The following is a 22,486-nucleotide window of genomic DNA, read 5'->3' on the forward strand; positions in this document are numbered from 1 at the left end:
CGGGAACGCCGGCGGGACCGCGGCGGTCGCGGCGGCGGGGGCCAGGGCGGGGGCCGTCGGCTCGACCGCCGGCGTGCCCAGGACCGGCGCCCCCAGCACGGCGGTGTCGTCCGCGCGGCCCACGGGGGCGAGCGGCTGGTCGGCGACCGGGGCGGCGGCCCCCGACCACACGGCCGGCGAGTCCGCCGCCGCGGGGGCGACGGGCGCGGGGGCGACGGGCGCGGACCCGAGGGCGTCCGGCGCCGGCTCCGGCTCGGCCTGCGCGGCGGGCTGGGCCCAGGACGGCTGCTCGGGCGTCGCGGGGGCACCGGACCACGAGGCCCAGGCGTGCGACTCGTCGAGCGGCTCGTCGGGAGCGAGGCCCGGCACGACCATCGGCCGGGGCGCGAGCGACTCCGGCTCGGCCTCGTCGGGGGTCGCGAGGGCCGGGGCGGCCTGCTCGGAGACGCCCGCGCCGGCGACCGCGGCCTCGGCGGACAGCGGCTCGGGCTCGGCGGCCACCGGCTCGACCTCGGCCTCGTCCGGCGCGGGCACGGGCGCGGGCACGATCGGCAGGCTGGCCGTCAGCGGCGCGGACAGCGCGTCGAGGCGGGCGTGGTCGGCCGCCGACACCTCGGGCTCGTGGTCCACCAGCTCGTCGACGATCGACCGGACCTCGGCGGGCGACGTGATCGGTCGGCGGCGCAGCGCCGGCGCGGGGGCGGCGGCCTGCTCGGCGGCCGCGCCGTCGCCGGCGGCGTCCTCGGGACCGTCCGCCCCGTCGGTGGCGGGCTGCGCCAGCGCGTCGCGGCCGCGGAACCCGGAGAACAGTCCGGCGCGCGGCCCGGCGGGCGCCGGAGCCGGAACCTCGGGCTCCTCGGTCGGCGCCGCGGGGGCGCGGGAGGGCAGGCCGCCGCGGGTCGGCAGCGCGCCACGGGACGGCAGGGCGGCGGGCGCGTCGGGCGCCGGCGCGACGAGCGGCGTCCACCCGCCGGCCTCGGCCGCGATCTCCGGCGCGAGCGTGGCCTCGGCGGGGGCGGGCAGGACCACGTCCTGCTCGGTCGGCAGGTCGGAGCGCGCCGCGGGCGCTGCCGCCGGGGCGGACTCCGGGGCCGGGTCGCCCGCGGTGCGGCGGCGCGGCAGCCCGGTCGGGGTCGCGCCGTCGGTCAGGGCGGCCAGGTCGACCGGGACGGCGGCGGGCGCCTCGACCGTCGGCACCGACCCCGTCGACGGACCGGTGCCGCGCGCGGCGCCGCCGGAGCCGGCGAGGGCGGGGTCGTTCGCGGTGAACAGCGCGACCGGGAAGCGCACGACCGCGGCCGTGCCGGACAGCTCGCCGGAGGCGCGCTCCAGCACGACGGTGGCGCCGAGGCGCTGGGAGAGGCGCGCCACCACGAACAGGCCGAGGCGCTGCGCGCCCAGCGCCTCGGTGGGCGACGTGGAGGCGATGGTGGCGTTCGCGGCCGCGATCTCGTCGGCCGACATGCCCAGGCCCTGGTCGACGATCCGCACGACGACGTGCTCCCCGTCGACACCGGTCTGCACCACGACGGGGGTGCCGGGCTCGGAGAACAGCGTCGCGTTCTCCAGCAGCTCCGCGAGGAGGTGCGCGGCGCCCAGCGCGTTGAAGCCGTGCATGAGCGGGTCGGCGTCGAGCTCGAGCTGGACCCGGTCGTACTGCTCGATCTCGGACGACGCGGTGCGGACGACGTCCGACAGCGGCATGGCCTCGCGCAGGCGCCGGCCGGAGTCGATGCCGGCGAGCACCAGCAGCGACTCCGCGTTGCGGCGCATGCGGGTCGCGAGGTGGTCGAGGCGGAACAGGTTCGCGAGGACCGCCGGGTCCTCCTCGGAGCGCTCGAGCGTGTCGATGAAGGACAGCTGGCGGCCGAGCAGCACCTGGTCGCGGCGGGCGACGTTGACGAACATCTCGGCGATCGAGCCGCGGAGCGCGGCCTGCTCGCGCGCGACCTGGATCGTCGTCGAGTTGACGTCGTTGAAGGCCTGGGCCAGCCGGCCGACCTCGTCCTGCGACTCGACCGGGATGTTCGCGAGGGTGAGGTCCGGCGTCTGGCCCGGGACGGCCACCTGCTCGACCAGGCGGGGCAGCTCCTCGCGGACGGTGCCGGCCGCGGCCGTCAGCCGGCGCATCGGGACGACGATCCCGCGGGCGACGACCAGGGCGATGACGATGGACAGCGCGGCGGCCGCGGCGGCGATGCCACCGGTGAGCAGCGCGCGCTCCCGCGCCTGGTCGGCGACCACGTCGGCGCGGTCGGCCGCGGACTCGAGCAGGTCGGTGCCGACGGGGCGCAGCGACGCGAGCTCCGCGTTGACCAGGCCGTTCCACCGGGTGGGGTCCAGCGCGGAGACGGTGAGCTCGTTGCCCGACACCATCGACAGCTGCATGGCCGTGAGGTCGGCGTCGCGGGAGCTCAGCTGCACGCCGGGCAGCCGCAGGCTGTTCGTGCGGTCCCGGGCGTCGGCGCGCGCCTGGTCCTGCACGGCGAACAGGGCGGCGAGCTCCCGCACGTCGGAGGAGTCGGAGCCGTCGTCGGCGAGCACGCCCGACGCGAGCGGCTGGGCGCGCAGGACCTGCTCGATCGTGTCGGCGATGGCGCCGTAGGCGGACATCCGGCTCGCCAGCGACCGCTCCGACAGCGTCTCGGCGGCGACGACGGGCACGTCGTTGTCGGCGGACACGATGTCGGTGTAGTTGCTGTCGACGAGCGTGCCGGGGATCGAGCCGGCGTCGACGCGGTCGCGGATCTCGACGAGGCGCGTGTGCTGGTCGCTCGCCCGCTGCACGGACTCGGCGACGCGGGCGTCCAGGGTGGACAGGTCGATGTCGCGCAGGGCGGTGCCGAGGGCGGCCACCGCGTCGTCGGTCGCGGACCGGGCCGCGCTCAGGTTGCCGCCGAGGGCCGCGTCGGTGGCCTGCTGCACGGAGAGGGTCCGCTCCTGCTGCAGGGCCTCGGCCGCCCGCGCGTACAGGGGCATGGTGGTGACGACGTCGCGCACGGTGCCCGCGGTGCGGGCCTCCCCGACCGACTGGGCGGTGATGAAGGCCGCGGTCAGCAGCAGGACCAGCACGGGCAGCGCGAGGACCGCCAGCACCTTGGTGCGGATGCCGAGCCTGCGCAGCATGTCGACCTGCCTCCCGATCCTCGCGTCCCACCTGGTCACGCGGGCGCGGCCAGGTGCAAGGCACCCGCCGAGGGCCCCCGTCCGAACCACATCGGCGCGCCCGGGCCCCGACATGAGCGCATCCGCAGGATTCATCCGCCCGTGTCCTGCGGGGACACGGTGCGTAGGCTCGCACGGTGGACGTGGTGCAGGTCAAGAGCCCGGGCGGACCCGACGAGCTGGAGCTGGTCGCGCGGCCGGACCCCGAGCCCGGCCCCGGCGAGGTGCTGGTGCGGGTCGCGGCCGCCGGCGTCAACCGCGCGGACCTGCTCCAGCGCGAGGGGAGGTACCCGCCGCCACCGGGGGCGCCCGCCTGGCCGGGCCTGGAGGTGTCCGGCGTCGTCGCAGGTCACGGCCCCGGGGTGGACGTCGCGGCGTGGCCCCTCGGAGCGCGGGTGGCGGCGCTGCTGCCCGGCGGCGGCTACGCCACCCTGGCCGCCGTGCCGGCCGGCCTGCTGCTGCCGGTGCCGGAGGAGGTGGACCTGGTGGACGCCGCCGGGCTGCCCGAGGCGCTGCTCACCTCGTGGACGAACGTCGTGGACGCGGGGCGGCTCGCTCCCGGCGAGGTGCTGCTGGTCCAGGGCGGCTCCGGCGGGGTCGGGTCCGTCGCGGTCCAGCTCGGCGCGGCACTCGGCGCGCACGTCGTCGCGACCGCGGGCGGGGCCGGGCGGGCGGAGCGCTGCCGCGACCTCGGCGCCCGCACGGTCGTCGACCACCGCGCCCAGGACGTCGCCGAGGCGGTGCGGGCGGCGACCGACGGGCACGGCGCCGACGTGGTCCTCGACGTGCTGGGCGCCGGCGGGCTCGCGACGAACCTGGCCGCGCTCGCGACCGGGGGCCGGCTCGTGGTGATCGGCACCCAGCGCGGTGCGCGGGGCGAGCTCGACCTCGGCCTGCTCATGGCCCGCCGGGGCAGCGTGATCGGGACGACGCTCCGCGGCCGGCCGCTCGCGGAGAAGGAGCGGATCGTGGCCGACGTGCGGGAGCACGCCTGGCCGATGCTGACCGACGGGCGGCTGCGGCCCGTGGTCCACGCGCGGCTGCCGCTCGGCCGGGCCGCGGACGCGCACCGGCTGCTCGACTCGGGCGAGGTGTTCGGCAAGGTCCTGCTGGTGCCGTGACGGGGCACGGCCCGCAGGGGTGCCGTTCCCGCCCGCCCGCGAGAGGATGGCGCGCATGAGCGACTCCAGCACCGGCCCCCAGCGCCCCCGCGTCGTCGTGCTCGGCGGCGGCTCCGGCGACCCCGCCGAGCCGGCCGACGCCGGCGCCGCCTCGGGGCAGGCTGACGCGGCCGAGGAGGCCGCCGCCTCCGTGGGCCAGCCCGCCAAGGTCATGCGGATCGGCACGATGATCAAGCAGCTGCTCGACGAGGTGCGCAGCGCTCCCCTCGACGAGGCGGCCCGCGCGCGGCTCGCCGAGGTGCACGAGCGCTCCCTGCACGAGCTCGAGGACGGGCTGTCGCCCGAGCTCATCGAGGAGCTGCACCGGATCACGCTGCCGTTCGCGGACGAGCAGACCCCGAGCGACGCCGAGCTGCGGATCGCGCAGGCGCAGCTGGTCGGCTGGCTGGAGGGCCTGTTCCACGGCATCCAGACGGCGCTGGTCGCGCAGCAGATGGCGGCGCAGGCACAGCTCACCCAGATGCGGCGCGCCCTGCCGGGCGGCCACGGCCCGGCGCACCCCGCGGGCCCGGGCGGCGTCCCGGGCCCCCCGCAGGCGGACCAGGGCCCCGGCCAGTACCTCTAGCCCCGCCACCCCCGGCGCTCCGGCCGCAGGGCGCGGCGGCGCGAACGCGCGCGGCCGGCGGGGCGCGCGCTGCTAGGCGGACGCGCCGCGGTCGTCGCCCGGCGCGCGGCGGGTCGCCGTCAGCACGATCGCCACGGACACGCACACCAGCCCGACGACCTCCCAGCCGTGCGGCCACTGCCGCAGGGCCACCGCCCCCACCACCGCGGCGGTCGCCGGCAGCATCGCCAGCAGCACGGCGAACGTCGCCGCCGTCACCCGGCGGAGCACCACCTGCTCGATCGCGTACGGCACCACCGAGGACAGCACCGCGATGCCGACGACGGCGAGCCCCAGCCCGGCGTCCGTGAGCACCGGCGCGGCGGGCCCGGCGAGGAACGGGGCGCCGACCAGGGCGCCCGCCGTCATGCCGACCGCGAGCGAGGTGATGCCGTCCGGGCCGGGCCGCGCGTCGGCGTGCGGGGCGTCCGCCGCCCGCCGCGCCCCCTGCGCCACCCGGCGGCCCAGCAGGATGTACCCCGCCCAGCACGCCGCCGCGATCCCGATGGCGACCAGCCCGCGCACCGCGTCCGCGCCGCCGGTGCTCAGCTCCACCCCCGCGAGCGCCACGACGCCCGCCGCGGCCACGACGATGCCGAGCCGCTCCCGCCAGCTCCGCCCGGTGACCGCGGCGACGGCCACGGGGCCGAGGAACTCGATCGCCACGGCGGTGCCGAGCGGCAGCACGTCGATCGCGACGTAGAAGGACACGTTCATGGCGGCGAGCACCACGCCGAACACCGCGGCCGCGGCCAGGTCGGCCCGGGTCCACCGCGCGCGCCACGGCCGGCGCCAGGCGAGGAGCACCAGCGCGGCGACGGCGATCCGCAGCCAGGCGACCGTCGGCGCGGGGACGACGGCGAACAGCGCCACGGCGAGCGCGGCACCGCCGTACTGGGCGAGCCCGGAGACCGCGAACAGCGCGGGCGCCGGGGCCCGCCCCAGCACGCCACCCGGTCGTCCGCTCATCGACCCCGCACTCTACGGGCCCGTGGCCGTCCCCGCGGTGACAGTGGAAGGTCTGGCCCGACACGCCGTCGGCGTGTCGGGCCAGACCTTCCACTCGGCGGGCGGGGTCAGCCCTTGACGGAGCCCGCCAGCAGGCCGCGCACGAAGTACCGCTGCAGCGAGATGAACACGATCAGCGGCACCACCATCGAGATGAACGCGCCGGCGGTCAGCACGTGCCAGTCGCCGCCGCGGCTGCCCGCCATCTCGGCGACCGCCACGGTCAGCGGCCGGGAGTTCGGCGACGCGAACGTCAGGCCGACCAGCAGGTCGTTCCACACCCAGAGGAACTGGAAGATGCCGAACGCCGCGATGGCCGGGACCAGCAGCGGCAGCAGCACCCGGAAGAAGATCTTCACGTGCCCGGCCCCGTCGACGCGGGCCGCCTCCACGAGGGACGAGGGGATGTCCTTCATGAAGTTGTGCAGCAGGAAGATCGCCAGCGGCAGGCCGAAGATCGAGTGCGACAGCCAGACCGTCCAGAACGACCCCGCGACGCCCGCGCTCACGTAGTCCCGCAGCAGCGGCACCAGTGCCACCTGCAGCGGCACGATCTGCAGCGCGAACACCGCGACGAACAGGATGTTCCGGCCCTTGAAGTCGATCCACGCGAACGCGTACGCCGCGAGCAGCGCGATGGTGATCGGGATGACCACGGCGGGGATCGTGATGACGAACGAGTTGACGAAGTACGTCGCCAGGTTCGCACCGGAGCCGAACAGCGCCTGGTCGTAGTTGTCGAGCGTGAACTCGGCCTCGCCGTTGAACAGCCCGCCGAACACGGTCCACCAGCCGGACCGGCGGATGTCGAGCTCGGGCCGGAACGACGTGACGAGCAGGCCGATCGACGGGATCGTCCACAGGATCGCGATGAGGATCGCGATGAACGACGCCCACGGCGACGACAGCCGGCCCTTGGTGGCGATCGCCCGCCGCTCGAGGCGGCTCAGCCGGCGCTGGCGTCCCGGCTCGCCGCCGGCGTCGGCGGTCTCCTCGAACGCCTCGGCGAACGGCCCGGTCGGGGGGAGCGGTGTGGTGGTCATCGGATCTCCTCCGACTTGCGCAGCTGCCGCACGTTGTAGACGACGATCGGGATCACCAGGATGAACAGGATCACCGCGAGGGCGGCGCTCAGGCCCTGGTTGTTCTGCCGGAACGCCTGCGTGTAGAACTCGTTCGCGATGACCTGCGTGTCGAACTGCCCGCCGGTCATGGTGCGGACGATGTCGAACACCTTGAGGGTGCCGATCGCGATCGTGGTGAGCACGACCACCAGCGCCGGCCGGATGGACGGCACGGTGATGTAGCGGAACATTCGCGTCCCGCCGAGCCCGTCCAGGCGCGCGGCCTCGACGATGTCGTCCGGGATGGCCTTGATGGCCGCGGACAGCACGGTCATCGCGAAACCGGTCTGGATCCACACCATCACCACGATGAGGAACACGGTGTTCCACGGGGAGTTGATGAGGAACTGCTGCGGTTCCAGGCCCACCCAGACCAGCACCTGGTTCAGCAGGCCGGTCTGCTTCACGCCGGGCTGGTCCGGCCGGAACTCGTAGACGAACTTCCAGATGATCGACGCGCCGACCATCGAGATCGCCATCGGGATGAACACGAGCGCCTTGGCGAGCTTCTCGAACCGCGTGCGGTCCACGAGCACGGCGTAGATCAGGCCGATCACCGTCGAGGCGATCGGCACGAGGATGACCCAGATCGCGGTGTTCGTCAGGACGCTCTGGAACTGCCCGCCCGTCAGCACGCGGGTGTAGTTGTCCACCCCGATGAACTCGTTGCCGCGCTTGTCGAAGAACGAGTTCCACAGGGTGAGGACCGCGGGGCGCACCAGGCCCCACGCGAGCAGCAGCAGGGCGGGCCCGGCGAACGCCGCGGCCACCACCCAGCGCGGGACCCGCTTGGGCCGGTCCACCAGAAACAGGATCGCGCCCATGACGACCACGAACAGCGCGATCGCCAGGAACATCAGGGCGAACTTCTCGCCCACCGAGCTCGCGCTCGTCAACCAGTCCATGTACGCCTCCGAGCCGGGTGGGCCCGCCCGGCGGGGTCGCGGGTTCCCCCGCGCCCCGCCGAGCGGGCCGTCAGCCGATCAGTCGATAGCTGCCCGACCCCGTCAGGAGCCGGCGGGCCAGGAGTCCTCGACCGACTTGGCGGCCTCCTCCGTGGAGGTGCCCGTCAGCCAGTTGACGATCGCGGTCCAGAACGTGCCGGCGCCGACCTCGCCCGGCATCAGGTCGGACGCGTCGAACCGGATCACGGAGTTCGGGTCGGCGAGGATCTCCGCCGACAGCTGGTCGAACTCGGTGGCCAGGTTCTCCGGGTCCAGGCCGTTGTTGGCGCTGACCCAGCCGCCCATCGGGGTGGTCGTGGCCTTGGTGTTGGCCCAGTCCGCGCTCGACAGGTAGGTCTGGAACGCCTGCACCTCGGGACGGTCGTCGAACGCCGCCACGAACTCGCCGCCGCCGAGGACCGGCTTGATGTCGGTCTGGTTGGTCGGCAGGTAGAAGGCGTAGACGTCGCCGTCCGGCGCCACCTCGGTGCCCTCGGGCCACTGCGTCTGGTAGAAGTTCGCCGCGCGGTGCAGCCAGCAGGTGCCGTCGAGGATCGGGAAGCCCGCGTCCGTCCACGGCGTGGTGGCGATCGAGTCGACGCCGCCGAGACCGGCGTTCACGTACTCGTCGTTCTTGAGGATCTCGCCCGCGGTGTCCCAGGCCTCGATGATCTGGGGGTCGTTGAACGGGATCTCGTGCGTGTACCACTGGTCGTAGACCTCGGGCCCGGCGGTGCGGAGCACGATGTCCTCGATGAAGTCGGTGCCCGGCCAGCCGGTGGCGTCGCCGGACTCCACGCCCGCGCACCACGGCATGGCGCCGTCCTCGACGATCTGGTCCGACAGGGCGATCAGGTCGTCCCAGGTCTCCGGGACCTCGTAGCCCGCGTCCTCGAACATGGACGGCGAGTACCAGACGTACGACTTCACGTTGGAGCCCAGCGGGGCCGCGTAGAACGTGCCGTCGACCGTGCCGTACTCCTTCCAGGACTCGCTGAAGAACTCGTCGACGTTGGCGACGGTCGCGTCCGGCGCCGGCACGATGGCGTCCGGGAAGTCCGTGACGATCGTGTTCAGCAGGCCGGGCTGCGGCAGGTACGCGATGTCCGGCGCGTTGCCGGCCTGGATGCGCACCAGGAGCTGGGCCTCGAACTCGCGCGAGCCCTCGTACTCGACCGTGACGCCGGTGCACTCCTCGAACGGGTCGTAGGAGTCCTCCTGCGTCTGCTGCTCGGGCTCGACGATCGAGGTGTAGACCGAGACGGACGTGCCCTCCAGGTCGCCGAACTCCTCGTACGGGGCGCAGTCGATCTCGCTCGCGGCGCCGGTGTCGCCACCGCCGCCGCCCGTCCCCTCGTCCCCGGAGTCGTCTCCCCCACCGGAACAAGCCGTGAGCACGAGCGCCAGCCCGAGCCCGCCGGCCACCGCGGCGCTCGCGCCGCGACGACGGATTCTCATCATGCGTCTGCCTCCACCTCGTCGTGGTTGCGGGCCGAGGCGGGTGCGCCTCGGTGCGTGGGCTATATGCAAGCGTTTACATGGCCGGCGCACAACCACCTGACGGGTTCGGACTTGTCACAATTCGGTCACGCGGCGCCGCCGTCGACCCGCGCTCGACCAGGACCGTCGGGAACACGACCTCCTCGGGCACCGGCGCGCCGGTGATCATCTCCAGCAGCATCGAGGCCGCGGTGACCCCCTGCTCCTGCGCGTTCTGCATCATCGTGGTCAGCCCCAGGTGCTCCCCCATGTCGTGCCCGTCGACCCCGACGACCGACACGTCCTGGGGCACCCGCAGCCCGCGGTCGCGCAGCGCGAGCAGGGCGCCCATCGCCATCTCGTCCGACGCCGCGAACACCGCGGTCACGTCGGGGCGCCGGTCGAGCAGCCCGTGCATCGACGCACGGCCGCCCCGGACGTCGAAGTGACCGTGCACCTCGAGCCCCTCCGACGCCAGCCCGCGCGCCGCCAGCTCCGCGCGCCAGCCCTCGGCCCGGCGGAGCGCCGGCGACCACGGCAGGTTGTCGTCGGGCTCCCCGGACAGGTGGGCGATCACGGTGTGCCCCAGGTCGGCGAGGTGCGCGACCGCCCGGCGCGCGGTCCCGGAGTCGTCCAGCCCCACCGTGACGTGCCCGGGCGCGCCGGCGCCGACGAACACCAGCGGGTAGCCGAGCTGGTCGAGGGCGGCCACCTCCTCCGCCTCCAGCGGCAGCCCGACGACCAGCACGCCGTCGACCCGGCGGCGCAGCACGTCCGGGTCGAGGCGCAGCCGCCGGACGTCGCGGGACACCTCGAACGTGTAGAGCAGCGCGTCGAAGTCCTCGACCCGCAGCGCCCGCTCGGCGCCCTCGATGACGTTCGCGAAGAACCAGTGCGCGACCCACGGCGTGATCAGGCCGATCGTGCGGGTGCGCCCGGACGCGAGCGAGGAGGCCGACGGCGACGGGACGTAGCCGAGCTCGTCCGCGGCGCGGCGGACCCGCTCGCGCGTGGCGGCGGTGACGTTCGGCAGCCCGCGCAGCGCGCGCGACACCGTCGCGGTGGACACCCCGGCAGCCCGGGCCACGTCGACGATGCCGTGCGCCATGGCGGGGATTGTGCTCCGCGGCGAGGGGGCCGGTCCACCCTTCCGGGGGACCGGTGGCCGTGGGAGCGCTACCGCTTTCCCGCGGCCGGCGGCCCGGTGCGGCGCACCGCGGTCAGCCCGCGGCGTGCCCGACGGTCCGCAGCACCGCGACCACGCCGTCGTCCTCGACCGTGCCCGTGACCTCGTCGGCGGCGAGCCGCACGAACTCCGGCGCGTGCCCCATCGCCACGCCGCGCGCGGCCCAGCGGAGCATCTCGACGTCGTTGCCGCCGTCGCCCACCGCGACGGTCGCGAACGGCTCGACGCCCAGGTCCCGGCGCAGCTCCTCCAGGGCGCTCGCCTTGGACACGCCGCCCGGCGTCAGGTCCAGCCACGCGCTCCAGCCGACGGCGTACGACACCTGGTGCAGGCCGACGCGCTCGACCAGCTCGCGGAACTCCTCGGGCGTGCTGCCCGGGTCCCGCACGACGACGCGGGTGGCCGGCTGCGCGACCAGCTCGTCGAACGGCAGCACCGTCTGCACGCCCGTCAGCTCGTGGTCCGGGAACGGCCGGGACACCCGGAAGCCGTGGCCGAGGTCCTCGACCGCGAACAGCGCGTCCGGCAGCTCGGCCTGGAGCACGCGGAGCGCGGGCTCGGGGTCGAACGTGGTCGTGCTGGTGACCTCGTAGCCCTCCGGCGCCGCGGGGTCGAGGCGCGCCGTGACGGCGCCGTTCGAGCACACGATCCAGCCGGAGGCGAGGCCGAGGTCGGTCGCCACCGGCACGGCGCTCCGCACGCCGCGGCCGGTCGCGAGCACGACGTGCGCGCCCGCGTCGCGGAGCGCCGCCACGGCCGCGCGCACGGCCGGCGACACCGCGCCGTCGTAGGACAGCAGCGTGCCGTCGACGTCGAGGGCGACGAGGGTGCCGGCCGCCGTGCGCGGGTGCGTCATCGCGACCCGCCCCCGACCGGCTCCAGCACCTCGAGGCCGCCGAGGTACGGCCGCAGGCCCTCCGGGACCCGCACCGAGCCGTCGGCCTGCTGGTGGTTCTCCAGGATCGCGACGATCCACCGCGTGGTCGCCAGCGTGCCGTTGAGCGTCGCGACGGGCCGGACCTCGCCGTCGGCCGTCCTCTCGCGCACCCCGAGCCGCCGAGCCTGGAACGTCGTGCAGTTGGAGGTCGAGGTGAGCTCCAGGAACCGCTGCTGGCTGGGCAGCCACGCCTCGCAGTCGAACTTGCGGGCCGCGCTCGACCCGAGGTCGCCCGCCGCGGTGTCGATCACCCGGTACGGCAGCTCGACGAGGCGGAGCATGTCCTCCTCCCAGCCGAGGATGCGGCGGTGCTCGTCCGCGGCGTCCTCGACGGTCGTGTAGGAGAACGCCTCGACCTTGTGGAACTGGTGCACCCGGATGATGCCGCGGGTGTCCTTGCCGTAGGACCCGGCCTCGCGCCGGTAGCAGGCGGACCAGCCGGCGTACCGCAGCGGGCCGCCCGACAGGTCGAGGATCTCGCCCGAGTGGTAGCCCGCGAGCGCGACCTCCGAGGTGCCGACCAGGTACAGGTCGTCGGCCTCGAGGCGGTAGATCTCGTCCGCGTGCGCGCCGAGGAACCCGGTGCCGGCCATCACCTCGGGCTTGACCAGCGTCGGCGTGATGACCGGGGTGAAGCCCGCCTTCAGGGCCAGGTCGACCGCGGCGTTCAGCAGGGCCAGCTCCAGCCGGGCCCCGACCCCGGTCAGGTAGTAGAACCGCGCGCCCGACACCTTGGCGCCGCGCTCGGTGTCGATCGCCCGCAGGCCCTCGCCGAGCTCCAGGTGGTCGCGGACGGCGAACTCGGCGCCGTACTCGTCGGCGAAGTCGCGCGGGGTGCCCTCGTGGCGCAGCACGACGTAGTCGTCCTCGCCGCCGGCGGGCACGCCGTCGGCGACGACGTTGCCGATCCGGCGCGCCAGGTCGGTCGCGAGCTCCTCCGCCGCGTCGGCGTCGGCCTGGAGCGCCTTGACCTGCTCCGCGAGCTGCTTCGCGTGCGCGAGGAGGGACTGCTTCTCCTCGCCCTGCGCGGACGCGACCTTCTTGCCGAGCGCCTTCTGCTCCGCACGGAGGCTCTCGAAGTCGGTGAGCGCGGCGCGGCGCCGGGCGTCCGCGTCCAGCACCTGGTCCACGAGGCCCGGGTCGTCGCCGCGGGCCACCTGGCTCGCGCGCACGACGTCCGGGTCCTGGCGCAGCAGCTTGAGATCGATCACGCACCGAGCCTACCGACCGCCGCCGCGCGCCCGCCGCCGCGCCCGCCGCGACGCGGCCGCGCGAACCTGAGGCGGCCGCCCGTCCGCGCCGCGTAGATTCCTCGCATGACCTGGGAGGGATGGCTCGCCGTCGCCGCCGCCGCGCTGTCCGTCACCGCTCTCGTCGTCGCCGCGGTCGCCTGGCGCGCGACCGCCGCCGAGCGGCACGCGCGCCGCGCCGGGCAGATCCTGGGGACCGCGGCTAGCCACCACTCCTCCGTCACCACGCCCGCGCAGCCCGAGCCGCACCGGCCGCTGGTGGCGTTCGTGGCGAACCCGTCGAAGCCGGGCGTGCCGGACCTGCGGGCGACCGTGCGCCGCGCCTGCGCCGAGCAGTACCTGCCCGAGCCGCTGTGGCTCGAGACCACCCTGGAGGACCCGGGCATCGGGCAGACCAGGGACGCGGTCGCCCGGGGCGCCGACATCGTCGTGGCGCTCGGCGGCGACGGCACCGTGCGCGCCGTGGCCGAGGCCCTGGTCGGCACGGGCGTCCCCATGGGGCTCGTCCCGGTCGGCACCGGCAACCTCCTCGCCCGGAACCTGGACATCCCGATCGGCGACCCCCTGGCCGCGCTGCAGATCGCGCTGGACGGCACCGACCGGACGATCGACGTCGGCTGGCTGAAGGTGCTGAGGTACGAGTCGCGCGTCGACGACGACATCGCGGAGGCCGCCGACGACCTGCCCGCGGACACCGACGTGCCGCGGGACCACATCTTCCTGGTGATCGCGGGGGTCGGCTTCGACGCGGCGATGGTCGCGGACGCGGACGACGACCTCAAGGCCCGGGTCGGCTGGGTCGCGTACTTCGTCGCCGGCATCAAGCACCTGCACGGCCGCCGGCTGCGGACCACGGTCCGCCTGGACGACGCCCCGGGCGAGCCCGCGCGGGTGCGCAGCCTGCTGATCGGGAACTGCGGCCGGCTGCCCGGCGGGATCACCCTGCTGCCGGACGCCCTGCTGGACGACGGCTGGCTGGACGTCGCGGCCATCGACACCCGGGGCGGCGTCGCGGGCTGGGCCCAGCTGTTCGGCGAGGTGGTGCTGCAGGGCGTCGGCGTGCGCAGCCAGCTGCCGGCCAAGATCGGCCGGATCGACCACGCCCGCGCCCGCGAGGTGCACGTGTCGGTGCAGGGCGGCGAGTACGTGCAGGTGGACGGCGACGTCATCGGCCAGGTCACCGAGCTCTCGGCCCGCGTCGAGCCGGGTGCGCTGGTCGTCCGCGTCGCGTCGGCCTGAGCCGCGCGGAACCCGCCCCCGCCGGCCCCCGCACCCGGCAGACTGCCGGGGTGAGCACCCACGACACCGCGACCACCCGGGCGTACTACGACGACCTCGGCGACGCGGAGTGGTCCCGCCTCGAGGCGGACGTCGCGGGACGGGTCTCGCTGGAGGTGCACCGCCGGTTCCTCGCGCGGTTCGTCCGTCCCGGTGACCGGGTGCTCGAGGTCGGCGCGGGACCCGGCCGGTTCACGTTCGCGCTGGCCGCGCTCGGCGCGACCGTGGTGGTGACCGACCTGTCGCCGGTGCAGCTCGACCTGAACCGCGAGCGCGTGGGCCGGACCGCCGCGGAGGCCGCGGTGGAGCGCCGCGAGCTGCTCGACGTCGGCGACGCGAGCCGGTACGCCGACGGGGAGTTCGACGCGGTCGTGGCGTACGGCGGGCCGCTGTCGTACGCGTTCGACCGGGCCGAGGAGGCGCTGCGCGGGCTGCTCCGGGTCACCGCGCCGGGCGGCGCGGTCGTCGCGTCCGTCATGTCGGCGCTCGGCACCTGGCGGGCGGCACTGCCCGGCGTGGCCCGCGCCGCCGCGGTCGCCGGCGAGGACGCGAACGACCGCGTGCTGCGCACCGGGGACCTGCGGCACCTGCCCGGGGCCGCGCACGTGTGCCGGATGTACCGGTCGTCGGAGCTCGCCGGGCTCGCCGCCGCGGCCGGCGGTGAGCTGGTCGCGCTCAGCGGCAGCAACTGGGCGTCGCTCGGCGACCCGGCGACGCTGGCGGACCTGGAGGCCGAGCCCGACCGCTGGCGGCGGTTCCTCGACCACGAGGTCGCCGCCTGCGCGGAGCCCGGCGCCACGGACGGCGGCACGCACCTGCTCCTGGCCGTGCGGCACGCCTGACCGGCGCGCCGCCCGCGCGCCGGTCAGACCGAGACGCCCCCGCGCACCGAGCGCAGCCAGTCGCGTGCGGTGCGGAAGTCGTCGTCGGCGGTGCCGATGTGCACGTCCGCCGGGTGCCGGTCGGCGCGCGGGTAGGAGCCGAGGTAGCGGACGTGCGGGCACACGCGGTGCAGGCCCATGAACGCCTCGCCCATCCGCTCCTCGGCGATGTGCCCCTCCGCGTCGATCGAGAACGAGTACCGGCCGAGGGAGTCGCCGATCGGCCGGGACTCGATCCGGGACAGGTTCACGCCGCGCGCCGCGAACTGCTCCAGCATGGTGAGCAGGGCGCCCGCCTCGTTGCTGGGCAGGTGCACGACCAGGGTCGTCTTGTCGGCGCCGGTGGGCGGCGGCACCTCGCCGGGGCGGCCGAGCACGACGAACCGGGTGACCGCGTGCGGGTTGTCGGCGACGTCCTCGGCGAGGACCTGGCCCTCGAGGCCGTAGTGCGCCGGGGCCGCGGGCGGGACCAGGGCGGCGTCGAAGCCGAGCGTCTCCGCGTCCGCGCCGGCCTCGGCGAGCAGGGCGGCGGGCGCGGTGTTCGACGTGGCGGGCAGGTGCACCGCGCCGGGCGCGTGCGTGCTCAGCCACCGGCGGCACTGCACCCAGGCGTGCGGGTGCGCGGCCACGCGCCGGACGTCCGCGAGCGCGACCCCGGGCCGCCCCACCAGCGTGAAGCCGACCGGCACCAGCACCTCGCGCCGGAGCACCAGCGGCTCCCCCACGGCGAGGGCGTCCAGGGTGGCCGTCACGCCGCCCTCGATGGTGCTCTCGATCGCGACGACGGCGTGGTCGGCGGCGCCGGACCGGACGGCCTCGATCGCGCTCACCACGTCGGCCTGCGGGAGGTAGTCCGCCTCCTCCGGGGTCACGACCTGCCGCAGCGCCACCTCGGTGAACGTGCCCGCGGGGCCGAGGTAGGCGTAGCGCGGGCGCGTGTGGCCGCCGCGTGCGCTCCCTGTGCGGCGTGCGTGCACGTGCCGTGTCGTCGTTCGGGGGGCGCTCGCGGGCGACGCGTCCGAGCGTAGTGCGCCCGTACGCTGGGCCGGTGCCCCTGTCCACGCCTCAGCCGCGCACGACGGCCCGCCCCGCGCCCGCCCGCACCGCCCCGGCCCGCCTGGTCGCCGCGACGCTCGCGGCGCTGCTGGCGGTCGCCCTCGGCTGGGCCGGCGCCCCGCGTGCCGCCGCGGCCGACGGCACCGGCGAGGCCGACCGCGGCCCCGTGGTCCTGGTCGGCGTCGCGGGGCTCCGCTGGGACGACCTGGGCTCGCTGACGACGCCGGCGCTGTGGGAGCTGTCCCGGACGGCCTCGCTGGGCACCACCGTGGTGCGGAGCGCGATCTCGTTCACCTGCCCGTCGATGGGCTGGCTCGCGGTGTCCGCGGGCGGCCGCGCCACCGACCTGGCGGTCGCGGACGGCAGCTGCCGCACGCTGCGCGACCCGCTGGCGAACGGCGCGGTGCCCGGGTGGTCGGACTACCAGGAGGCGATGCGCGCGTCCTCGTACGACTCCCGGCTCGGCCTCCTGGGCGACACGGTCGCCACGGCCGGCCTGACCGCGACCGGGATCGGCCCCGGCGCGGCGATCGCGCTGGCGGACGCGGACGGCACGCCGGTCGGCGCCCACGTGCGCAACCCGGCGGACGCGGGCGGGCTGGAGGACGCCGTCGCGGGCGCCCTCGACGGCTCGCAGCTCGTGGTGGTCGACGCCGGCACGGTGCGCGACCCCGGCTACCAGACCCGGGGCCGCTCCGAGGCCGACACCGACGTCCCGAGCGACGCCCAGGAGGAGCCGCCGGTCTCCGGCACCGACGTGGTGATCGAGCCGACCCGCGCCGAGCAGGTGCAGGAGATCGACGCCCGGATCGGGGCGGTGCTGGACGCGGTCGCCGACGCGGGCAGCGACCCGACCGTGCTGCTGTTCTCGGTGGCGGACTCGAACCGGCGCGCGAACCTGCAGGTGGCCGCGGCGGCCGGCCCGACCCCCGACGGCGGCACGTACGCGGGCGGCCTCATCGGCTCGTCGTCGACCCGGCAGGACGGCTTCCTGCAGACGACCGACATCACGCCGACCGTGCTCCAGGCGCTGGGCATCCGGGACCTGGCGCCGACCGGCGCGCTCGTGGGCTCGGTGATCCGGTTCAGCCCGGACGACGCGACCGCCGGCGCGCGGGTCGCGTACCTGATCGACCAGAACCGGCACGCGCAGGCGGCCGCGCCGCTGGTCGGCGGGTTCTACGTGCTCTGGGTCGGCCTGAACCTCGCGCTGTACCTCCTGGTGATGGTCGGGCTGAACAACCGCGTCCGCCTGTGGTGGACCCGGCTGATCTCGCGGCTGCGCCGCCGGCCGCCGGGCGTCGGGCACCCGCGGCGCGTGCTGCACGGCCTGCGGGTCGGCGCCGTCGCCGTGGCCGCGGTGCCGGTGTCGACCTTCCTCGCGAACCTGCTGCCGTGGTGGCGCGCCGGCAACCCCGCCTGGGCGCTCGCCGGGGCGGTCGCGCTCTGCTGCGCGGCGATCGTCGCGGTCACCCTGCTGCCGCCGTGGTGGCGCGGTCGGCTGCTCGGCCCGATGGGCGCCGTCGGGGGCATCACCGCCCTGGTGCTCGCGGTCGACGTCGCCACCGGCGCGCGGCTCGCGCTCGACTCGATGATGGGCCCGGGCTCGCTGGTGGCCGGCCGGTTCTACGGCTTCGGCAACCCGGCGTTCGCGCTGTTCGCCACGGCGATGATCCTCACGGCGGTCGCGTTCGCCGACCCCCTGCTGCGCGCGGGGCGCCGCGGCGCCGCCGTCGCGGTGGTCGCCGCGGTCGGGCTGGTCGCGGTGGTCGTCAACGGCAGCCCGTCGATCGGCGCGGACTTCGGCGGCCCGCCGGCGCTGGTCCCCGGGTTCGCCGTCCTCGCCCTGCTCACGGCCGGCATCCGGCTGACCTGGCGGCGGGTGCTCGCGGTGCTGGCGGCGGGCGCCGTCACCGTCGTGGGCATCGCCGTCGTCGACTGGCTGCGCCCGCCGGACGCGCGCACCCACCTGGGCGCGTTCGTCGAGACGGTGCTCGACGGCGGGCTGTGGACGGTGCTGCTGCGCAAGGGCGAGACCAACCTGCGGATCCTGTTCGGCAGCGAGCAGACGCTGCTCGCGATCGGCGGCCTGCTGCTGGTCGTGCTGCTGGTGGGGCGCCCGGCCAGGTCCGCGGTGAGCGCGCCCGACGGCGGGCCCTACGCCTGGCTGTCCGCCGGCGCGCCGCTGCGGCAGATCGGCACCGACGCGCCGATGCTGATGAAGGGCCTGGTCGCACTCGCCACCACGCTGGGCATCGGCTTCGCGCTCAACGACTCGGGCGTGGTGGTGCCGGCCACCGGGATCGGGCTGGCGGTGCCCCTGCTCGCGGCGGCCTGCTCGACGTGGATGCTGCTGCAGCAGCCCGCGGCTCAGCGCGGCCCGGGCAGCCTGGCCCCGACCATCCCCGGCAGCACCGGCCCCGGCACGGAGACGGGTCGCACCGCGTCGGCGAACGCGCAGGGCCTGCCGAACAGGTAGCCCTGCGCCAGGTCGCAGCCGAGCGCCCGCAGGGCGGTGTACCGCGCCTCGTCCTCGACGCCCTCGGCGATCACGTCGGCGCCGAGCGACCGGCCCAGCGCGACGACCGCCTCGACCACGCCCGCCGCGCGCGGGCCGGCGGCACCGGACCCGCCGAGCTCCTGGACGAAGGACTGGTCGATCTTGAGCAGCGTCACCGGGTAGTCGTGCAGCCGGGACAGCGACGAGTACCCGGTGCCGAAGTCGTCGATGGCGACGCCCACCCCGAGCTCGCGCAGCGCGCTCAGCACGGGCACCGCCCGGGCGTCGTCGGCGAGCGCGCTCTCGGTGACCTCGATGCCGAGCCAGCTCGCCGGGGAGTCGTAGGCCGCCAGCAGGTCGACCACCAGGGTCACGAGGTCGGGCCGCTCCTGCCCGCCGGCGAACTGCCGGGGCGAGACGTTCACCCACACCCGCAGCCCCGCGCCGGTGCTCCGGTTGTGCGCGGTGACCTCGGCGAGCGCCCGGTCGAGGGCCCAGGCGCCGAGCTCGCCGATCAGCCCGGTCTCCTCCGCCACCGGGATGAACTCGGCCGGGGACACGGGCCCGCGGGTGCGGCTGGTCCAGCGCATCAGCGCCTCGACGCCCTCGACCCGGCCGGTGACCAGGTCGACCTCCCCCTGGTAGACGAGCGACAGCTCGCCCTCCTCGGTCGCCCGGCGCAGGTCGGCGGCCATCGTGAGCCGCTGCCGCGCGTGGTCCGCGCCGTGCTCCTGGTACCACTCGTGGCAGCCGCCGCCGGCGGCCTTCGCCCGGTACATCGCGACGTCGGCGCACCGCAGCAGCTCGTCCCAGGCCGCGCCGCCCGGCTCGGTGTGCACCACCCCGACGGAGCAGCCGACCGCGAACTCCTCGCCGCGGACCTCGAACGGCTCGTCGAACGCCGCGACCAGCCGCAGCGCGACCTGGTCGGCCGCCTCCGGCGTGGCGTCCGGCAGCAGCACGACGAACTCGTCGCCGCCCAGGCGCGCCGCGACCGCCCGCTCCGGCAGGTCGGCGCCCACCCGCCCGGCGGCCCGCTGGAGGAGCTGGTCGCCGACCACGTGGCCGTACGAGTCGTTCACGAGCTTGAACCGGTCCAGGTCGAGCAGCAGCAGCGCCGTGCCCGCCCTCGAGGTGGTGAGCGCCGCGACCGCCCGCTCCCGGGCGACGTCGCGGTTCGCGAGGCCGGTGAGCGGGTCGTGGGTCGCGGCGTGGGTCAGCCGGTCCTGGGCGTCGCGGAACCGGGTGACGTCCCGGGCGACCGCGAGCACGGAGTCGACGGAGCCGTCCGGCCCGCGCTCGGGCACCGCCCGGACCTCGTACCAGTGGCCCTCGACCTGCGCGGACATGCTGATCAGCCGCCGGGGGTCGGTGTCCGGGTCGCAGCCCGGGTCCGCGGAGATCGCGATCATGTGGTGGACGAGCGCGCGCACCGAGTGCATCACCGGCGACCGGTCGGCCAGGTCGCCCACCGGCGCCCCGAGGTCCGCCTCCGACACCCGCGCGGCGCGGCGCATCGCGGCGTTGACGAACCGGAGCCGGCCGTCGCCGTCGACCCGGGCGAGCGCGTCCGGCGTGTTCCGGGTGATCGACTCCAGGTCGCGGGTCCGCGCCGCCAGCGCGCGCGTGCGGTCGGCGGCGACCTCGACGGCGCGCAGCTCCGCGGCCGCGCGGGAGGCGACGAGGGAGACGACGAGCGCGGTGAGCACGGCGCCGCCGAGCAGCGGGAGCGGGGCGAGCGGCCCGGCGGCGTCCCGCGGTTCCGCGGCGAGCGTCCAGGTGCGGCCCGCCACGGGCACCGCCACCGCGAGCCGGCCGCCCGCGGCCTGGCGGGCGTCGCGGTCCTCGACGAGCACGCCGAGCACCGCGCTGCCGTCCGTGACCAGGGCGGCGTCCCGCGGCCGGGCGCTCACGGCGTCGAGCAGCGGGGCGACGGCGAAGGTCGTGACCGTCCAGCCGAGCAGGCGCCGCCGGCGCTCGCCCGTGCTGCCGGGCGCGTCCGCGGAGTCGTAGACGGGCACCGCGATCGCCGCCTCGGCCTGCGTCCCGCCGCCCGCGCGCGCCACCTTGCCGACGTCGGAGACGTCGACGGGGGCCGCGGGGGCCGGGTAGGCGGCGCTCAGCACCGGCTGGCCGGCGTCGCGCGCCGCCGCGAGCGCGTCCGCCACCGCCGCCGCGCCCGCGGCGTCGTCGGTGCCGGCGGCCAGCACGTCGAGCAGGGAGGACGACCCGAGCCGCACGACGCGCGCCACGTGCACGTCGCCCGGCACGGCCGCGCCCCCGGTGGGGAGCACGTCCAGCGCGCCGGCGCGGTCCGCCGGGCTCGCGGGCGCCGGGAGCCACCCGACGCCCGAGGTGAGCACCGGCGCGGACACCGGGACGGCGGTCGGGTCCGCCCCGGGTGCCGGCGCGCCGGCCAGGACGCGCAGGTGGCCCTCCCACGCCGCCGCGGCGTCGTCCCACGACGTGCCGGTCGCGGGCGTGAGGAGGGACGCCGAGGTCGACGCGACCCGGAGCTGCCCGCCGAGCCGCGCGGTGAGGGCCTCCGCGGACACCGCGAGGTCGGCGCGGGTCGCCTGCTCCGCGCGGTCCCGCTGCTGGTGGGCGTCGAACGCCGAGGCGACCAGGGACAGCACGAGCCCGACGGGCACCAGCACGAGCACCACGAGACGCACCCGCCTGCGGGCGCGACCGCCTGCGTCGCTCTGCATGCGCACCCCTCCCCGAGCCCGCGGCGGCCGGACCCGTCCGACCCGGGGCCCCGCCGTACCCGTCCCATCGGCCGGAAGGCCGGTCCGGACGACCCCGCGGGGCAAGTTCACCCGGGTGCCGCCCCCCCGACCACCCACCCGCGAGCCGGTGCCCCGCGGCAGGCCCGTCTCACCTACACTCGCGTCCGTGATCTTCAAGTCCGTGGGCGAGGGCAGGCCCTATCCCGACCACGGCCTGGTCACGCCCAAGCAGTGGGCCGACGTCCCGCCTCGCCAGGTGCGCCTGGACGAGCTGGTGACCACCAAGCGCACGCTGAACCTGGACAACCTCCTGTCGGAGGACTCCACGTTCTACGGCGACCTGTTCGCGCACGTCGTGCAGTGGCGCGGCGTCCTGTACCTGGAGGACGGCCTGCACCGCGCGGTGCGCGCCGCCCTGCAGCAGCGGCCCGTGCTGCACGCGCGCGTCCTCGTGATCGAGTCCGATGAGCGCTGACCGCACGCCGGACGCCGCCCGTCAGCGCCGCCGCCGGCACACCCGCGAGCGCCAGGCCGTCGTGTTCGGCGTGCTGCTCGGCGGCCTCGCCGTCGCCGCGTTCGGCGCCGCCGCCGTCTACACCGGGAACGTGTCGCTGCCGTTCCTGTCCCGCGACTTCTCGTCCCCCGAGCCGACGGGTCTGGCCGCGGAGGACTCGCCGTGCCCGCCGGAGGGCGCCACGCCGGTCCCGTACGGCCAGGTCTCCCTGAACGTCCTGAACGGCACCACCCGCGTCGGGCTCGCGGGCGACACCGCCTCGGCGCTCTCGCAGCGCGGCTTCACCGTCGCGCAGCAGCTGAACGCGAGCCAGATGGGCTACTCGACGTACGCGGGCACCGCGCTGATCCAGTTCGGCACCCAGGGCGTCGCCGCGGCCTACACCGTCGCCGCGCAGTTCGACACCCCGCAGCTCGTGCTGGACACCCGCGCGGACGCGTCGGTGGACGTCGTCGTCGGGTCGTCCTACAACGCCCTGGTCGCCGCGTCGGACGTGGTGCTCGTGGCGGACCAGCCGTTCGCCGTGCCCGAGGGCTGCATCGCCCTCGACCAGGTCACCCCGGTCCCGCAGGCCACCCCGCCGCCGGCCACCGAGGCCCCGGCGGAGGAGCAGGCCGCGGCCGAGGGCTGAGCCGCCCCCGGCCGCC

17 protein-coding genes are annotated in these 22,486 nt (G+C 76.1%); 7 read left to right on the forward strand and 10 right to left on the reverse strand.

From position 1 onward, the window contains the following. A partial coding sequence (locus MHY85_RS04160; protein ID WP_239193384.1) for a nitrate- and nitrite sensing domain-containing protein occupies positions 1-3,126 on the reverse strand: 3,126 nt, incomplete at its 3' end. Between the two features lie 176 nt (positions 3,127-3,302). On the opposite strand from MHY85_RS04160, the gene MHY85_RS04165 reads away from it, so the two are divergent. Both MHY85_RS04165 and MHY85_RS04170 read left to right on the forward strand, forming a co-directional pair. Then, entirely contained in the window at positions 3,303-4,286 is a 984-nt protein-coding gene (locus MHY85_RS04165) for an NAD(P)H-quinone oxidoreductase (protein ID WP_239193386.1), read from the forward strand. A 46-nt stretch (positions 4,287-4,332) separates the two neighbouring features. Beyond that, complete coding sequence (locus tag MHY85_RS04170) at positions 4,333-4,911, forward strand: bacterial proteasome activator family protein (protein ID WP_374232835.1); 579 nt, start codon at positions 4,333-4,335, stop codon at positions 4,909-4,911. Positions 4,912-4,983: 72 nt separating this feature from the next. Here MHY85_RS04170 and MHY85_RS04175 read toward each other — a convergent pair whose 3' ends face one another. From MHY85_RS04175 to serS, 7 genes are all read right to left on the reverse strand, one after another. Further along, the gene (locus MHY85_RS04175; protein ID WP_239193390.1) at positions 4,984-5,919 is read right to left on the reverse strand and encodes a DMT family transporter; all 936 of its coding nucleotides are present in this window, start codon (positions 5,917-5,919) and stop codon (positions 4,984-4,986) included. A gap of 107 nt (positions 5,920-6,026) precedes the next feature. After that, positions 6,027-7,001: a carbohydrate ABC transporter permease gene (locus MHY85_RS04180; protein ID WP_239193392.1), complete on the reverse strand. Its 975-nt coding sequence runs from the start codon at positions 6,999-7,001 to the stop codon at positions 6,027-6,029. Next, positions 6,998-7,987 (reverse strand): carbohydrate ABC transporter permease, encoded by a 990-nt coding sequence (locus MHY85_RS04185; RefSeq protein WP_239193394.1) that lies wholly within the window; start codon positions 7,985-7,987, stop codon positions 6,998-7,000. The genes MHY85_RS04180 and MHY85_RS04185 overlap by 4 nt, the downstream gene beginning before the upstream one ends. Positions 7,988-8,089: 102 nt before the next feature. After that, positions 8,090-9,487, reverse strand: coding sequence for an ABC transporter substrate-binding protein (locus MHY85_RS04190; protein ID WP_239193396.1), 1,398 nt, complete (start codon positions 9,485-9,487; stop codon positions 8,090-8,092). A gap of 73 nt (positions 9,488-9,560) precedes the next feature. Next, positions 9,561-10,613, reverse strand: coding sequence for a LacI family DNA-binding transcriptional regulator (locus MHY85_RS04195; RefSeq protein ID WP_239193398.1), 1,053 nt, complete (start codon positions 10,611-10,613; stop codon positions 9,561-9,563). Between the two features lie 112 nt (positions 10,614-10,725). Then, positions 10,726-11,547 (reverse strand): HAD family hydrolase, encoded by an 822-nt coding sequence (locus tag MHY85_RS04200; protein ID WP_239193400.1) that lies wholly within the window; start codon positions 11,545-11,547, stop codon positions 10,726-10,728. After that, entirely contained in the window at positions 11,544-12,839 is a 1,296-nt protein-coding gene (gene serS / locus MHY85_RS04205; protein WP_239193402.1) for a serine--tRNA ligase, read from the reverse strand. Before serS ends, MHY85_RS04200 begins: the two co-directional genes overlap by 4 nt. A 105-nt stretch (positions 12,840-12,944) precedes the next feature. Between serS and MHY85_RS04210 the strand changes: the two genes are divergently transcribed. Together MHY85_RS04210 and MHY85_RS04215 are read left to right on the forward strand one after the other, a co-directional pair. Continuing rightward, complete coding sequence (locus MHY85_RS04210) at positions 12,945-14,117, forward strand: diacylglycerol kinase family protein (RefSeq protein WP_239193404.1); 1,173 nt, start codon at positions 12,945-12,947, stop codon at positions 14,115-14,117. A 50-nt stretch (positions 14,118-14,167) separates the two neighbouring features. After that, positions 14,168-14,998 carry a class I SAM-dependent methyltransferase gene (locus tag MHY85_RS04215; RefSeq protein WP_239193406.1) on the forward strand — a complete coding sequence of 277 codons (831 nt, stop codon included), beginning with the start codon at positions 14,168-14,170 and terminating at the stop codon, positions 14,996-14,998. A gap of 23 nt (positions 14,999-15,021) precedes the next feature. Here MHY85_RS04215 and pheA read toward each other — a convergent pair whose 3' ends face one another. After that, positions 15,022-16,014: a prephenate dehydratase gene (pheA, locus tag MHY85_RS04220; RefSeq protein WP_239193408.1), complete on the reverse strand. Its 993-nt coding sequence runs from the start codon at positions 16,012-16,014 to the stop codon at positions 15,022-15,024. Between the two features lie 71 nt (positions 16,015-16,085). On the opposite strand from pheA, the gene MHY85_RS04225 reads away from it, so the two are divergent. Continuing rightward, complete coding sequence (locus tag MHY85_RS04225) at positions 16,086-18,572, forward strand: hypothetical protein (RefSeq protein ID WP_239193410.1); 2,487 nt, start codon at positions 16,086-16,088, stop codon at positions 18,570-18,572. Here MHY85_RS04225 and MHY85_RS04230 read toward each other — a convergent pair. After that, entirely contained in the window at positions 18,464-21,304 is a 2,841-nt protein-coding gene (locus MHY85_RS04230; RefSeq protein WP_239193412.1) for a bifunctional diguanylate cyclase/phosphodiesterase, read from the reverse strand. The genes MHY85_RS04225 and MHY85_RS04230 overlap by 109 nt on opposite strands. Positions 21,305-21,491: 187 nt before the next feature. On the opposite strand from MHY85_RS04230, the gene MHY85_RS04235 reads away from it, so the two are divergent. Then, complete coding sequence (locus MHY85_RS04235; RefSeq protein WP_147794834.1) at positions 21,492-21,800, forward strand: type II toxin-antitoxin system VapB family antitoxin; 309 nt, start codon at positions 21,492-21,494, stop codon at positions 21,798-21,800. Next, on the forward strand, positions 21,790-22,470 hold the full coding sequence (locus MHY85_RS04240) for a LytR C-terminal domain-containing protein (RefSeq protein WP_239193414.1): 681 nt from the start codon (positions 21,790-21,792) through the stop codon (positions 22,468-22,470). The genes MHY85_RS04235 and MHY85_RS04240 overlap by 11 nt, the downstream gene beginning before the upstream one ends. Positions 22,471-22,486: the final 16 nt, after the last annotated feature.

The sequence above is a fragment of the Cellulomonas sp. ACRRI genome, from assembly GCF_022346185.1.
GTDB lineage: Bacteria > Actinomycetota > Actinomycetes > Actinomycetales > Cellulomonadaceae > Cellulomonas.

Bases quoted from the DNA above. Each gene is read 5' to 3' on its own strand.
- MHY85_RS04195 (WP_239193398.1), bottom strand. From the start codon at position 10,613: ATGGCGCACGGCATCGTCGACGTGGCCCGGGCTGCCGGGGTGTCCACC.
- MHY85_RS04175 (WP_239193390.1), bottom strand. From the start codon at position 5,919: ATGAGCGGACGACCGGGTGGCGTGCTGGGGCGGGCCCCGGCGCCCGCG.
- MHY85_RS04200 (WP_239193400.1), bottom strand. From the start codon at position 11,547: ATGACGCACCCGCGCACGGCGGCCGGCACCCTCGTCGCCCTCGACGTC.
- MHY85_RS04240 (WP_239193414.1), top strand. From the start codon at position 21,790: ATGAGCGCTGACCGCACGCCGGACGCCGCCCGTCAGCGCCGCCGCCGG.
- MHY85_RS04170 (WP_374232835.1), top strand. From the start codon at position 4,333: ATGGCGCGCATGAGCGACTCCAGCACCGGCCCCCAGCGCCCCCGCGTC.
- MHY85_RS04190 (WP_239193396.1), bottom strand. From the start codon at position 9,487: ATGATGAGAATCCGTCGTCGCGGCGCGAGCGCCGCGGTGGCCGGCGGG.
- MHY85_RS04210 (WP_239193404.1), top strand. From the start codon at position 12,945: ATGACCTGGGAGGGATGGCTCGCCGTCGCCGCCGCCGCGCTGTCCGTC.
- MHY85_RS04230 (WP_239193412.1), bottom strand. From the start codon at position 21,304: ATGCAGAGCGACGCAGGCGGTCGCGCCCGCAGGCGGGTGCGTCTCGTG.
- MHY85_RS04185 (WP_239193394.1), bottom strand. From the start codon at position 7,987: ATGGACTGGTTGACGAGCGCGAGCTCGGTGGGCGAGAAGTTCGCCCTG.
- MHY85_RS04180 (WP_239193392.1), bottom strand. From the start codon at position 7,001: ATGACCACCACACCGCTCCCCCCGACCGGGCCGTTCGCCGAGGCGTTC.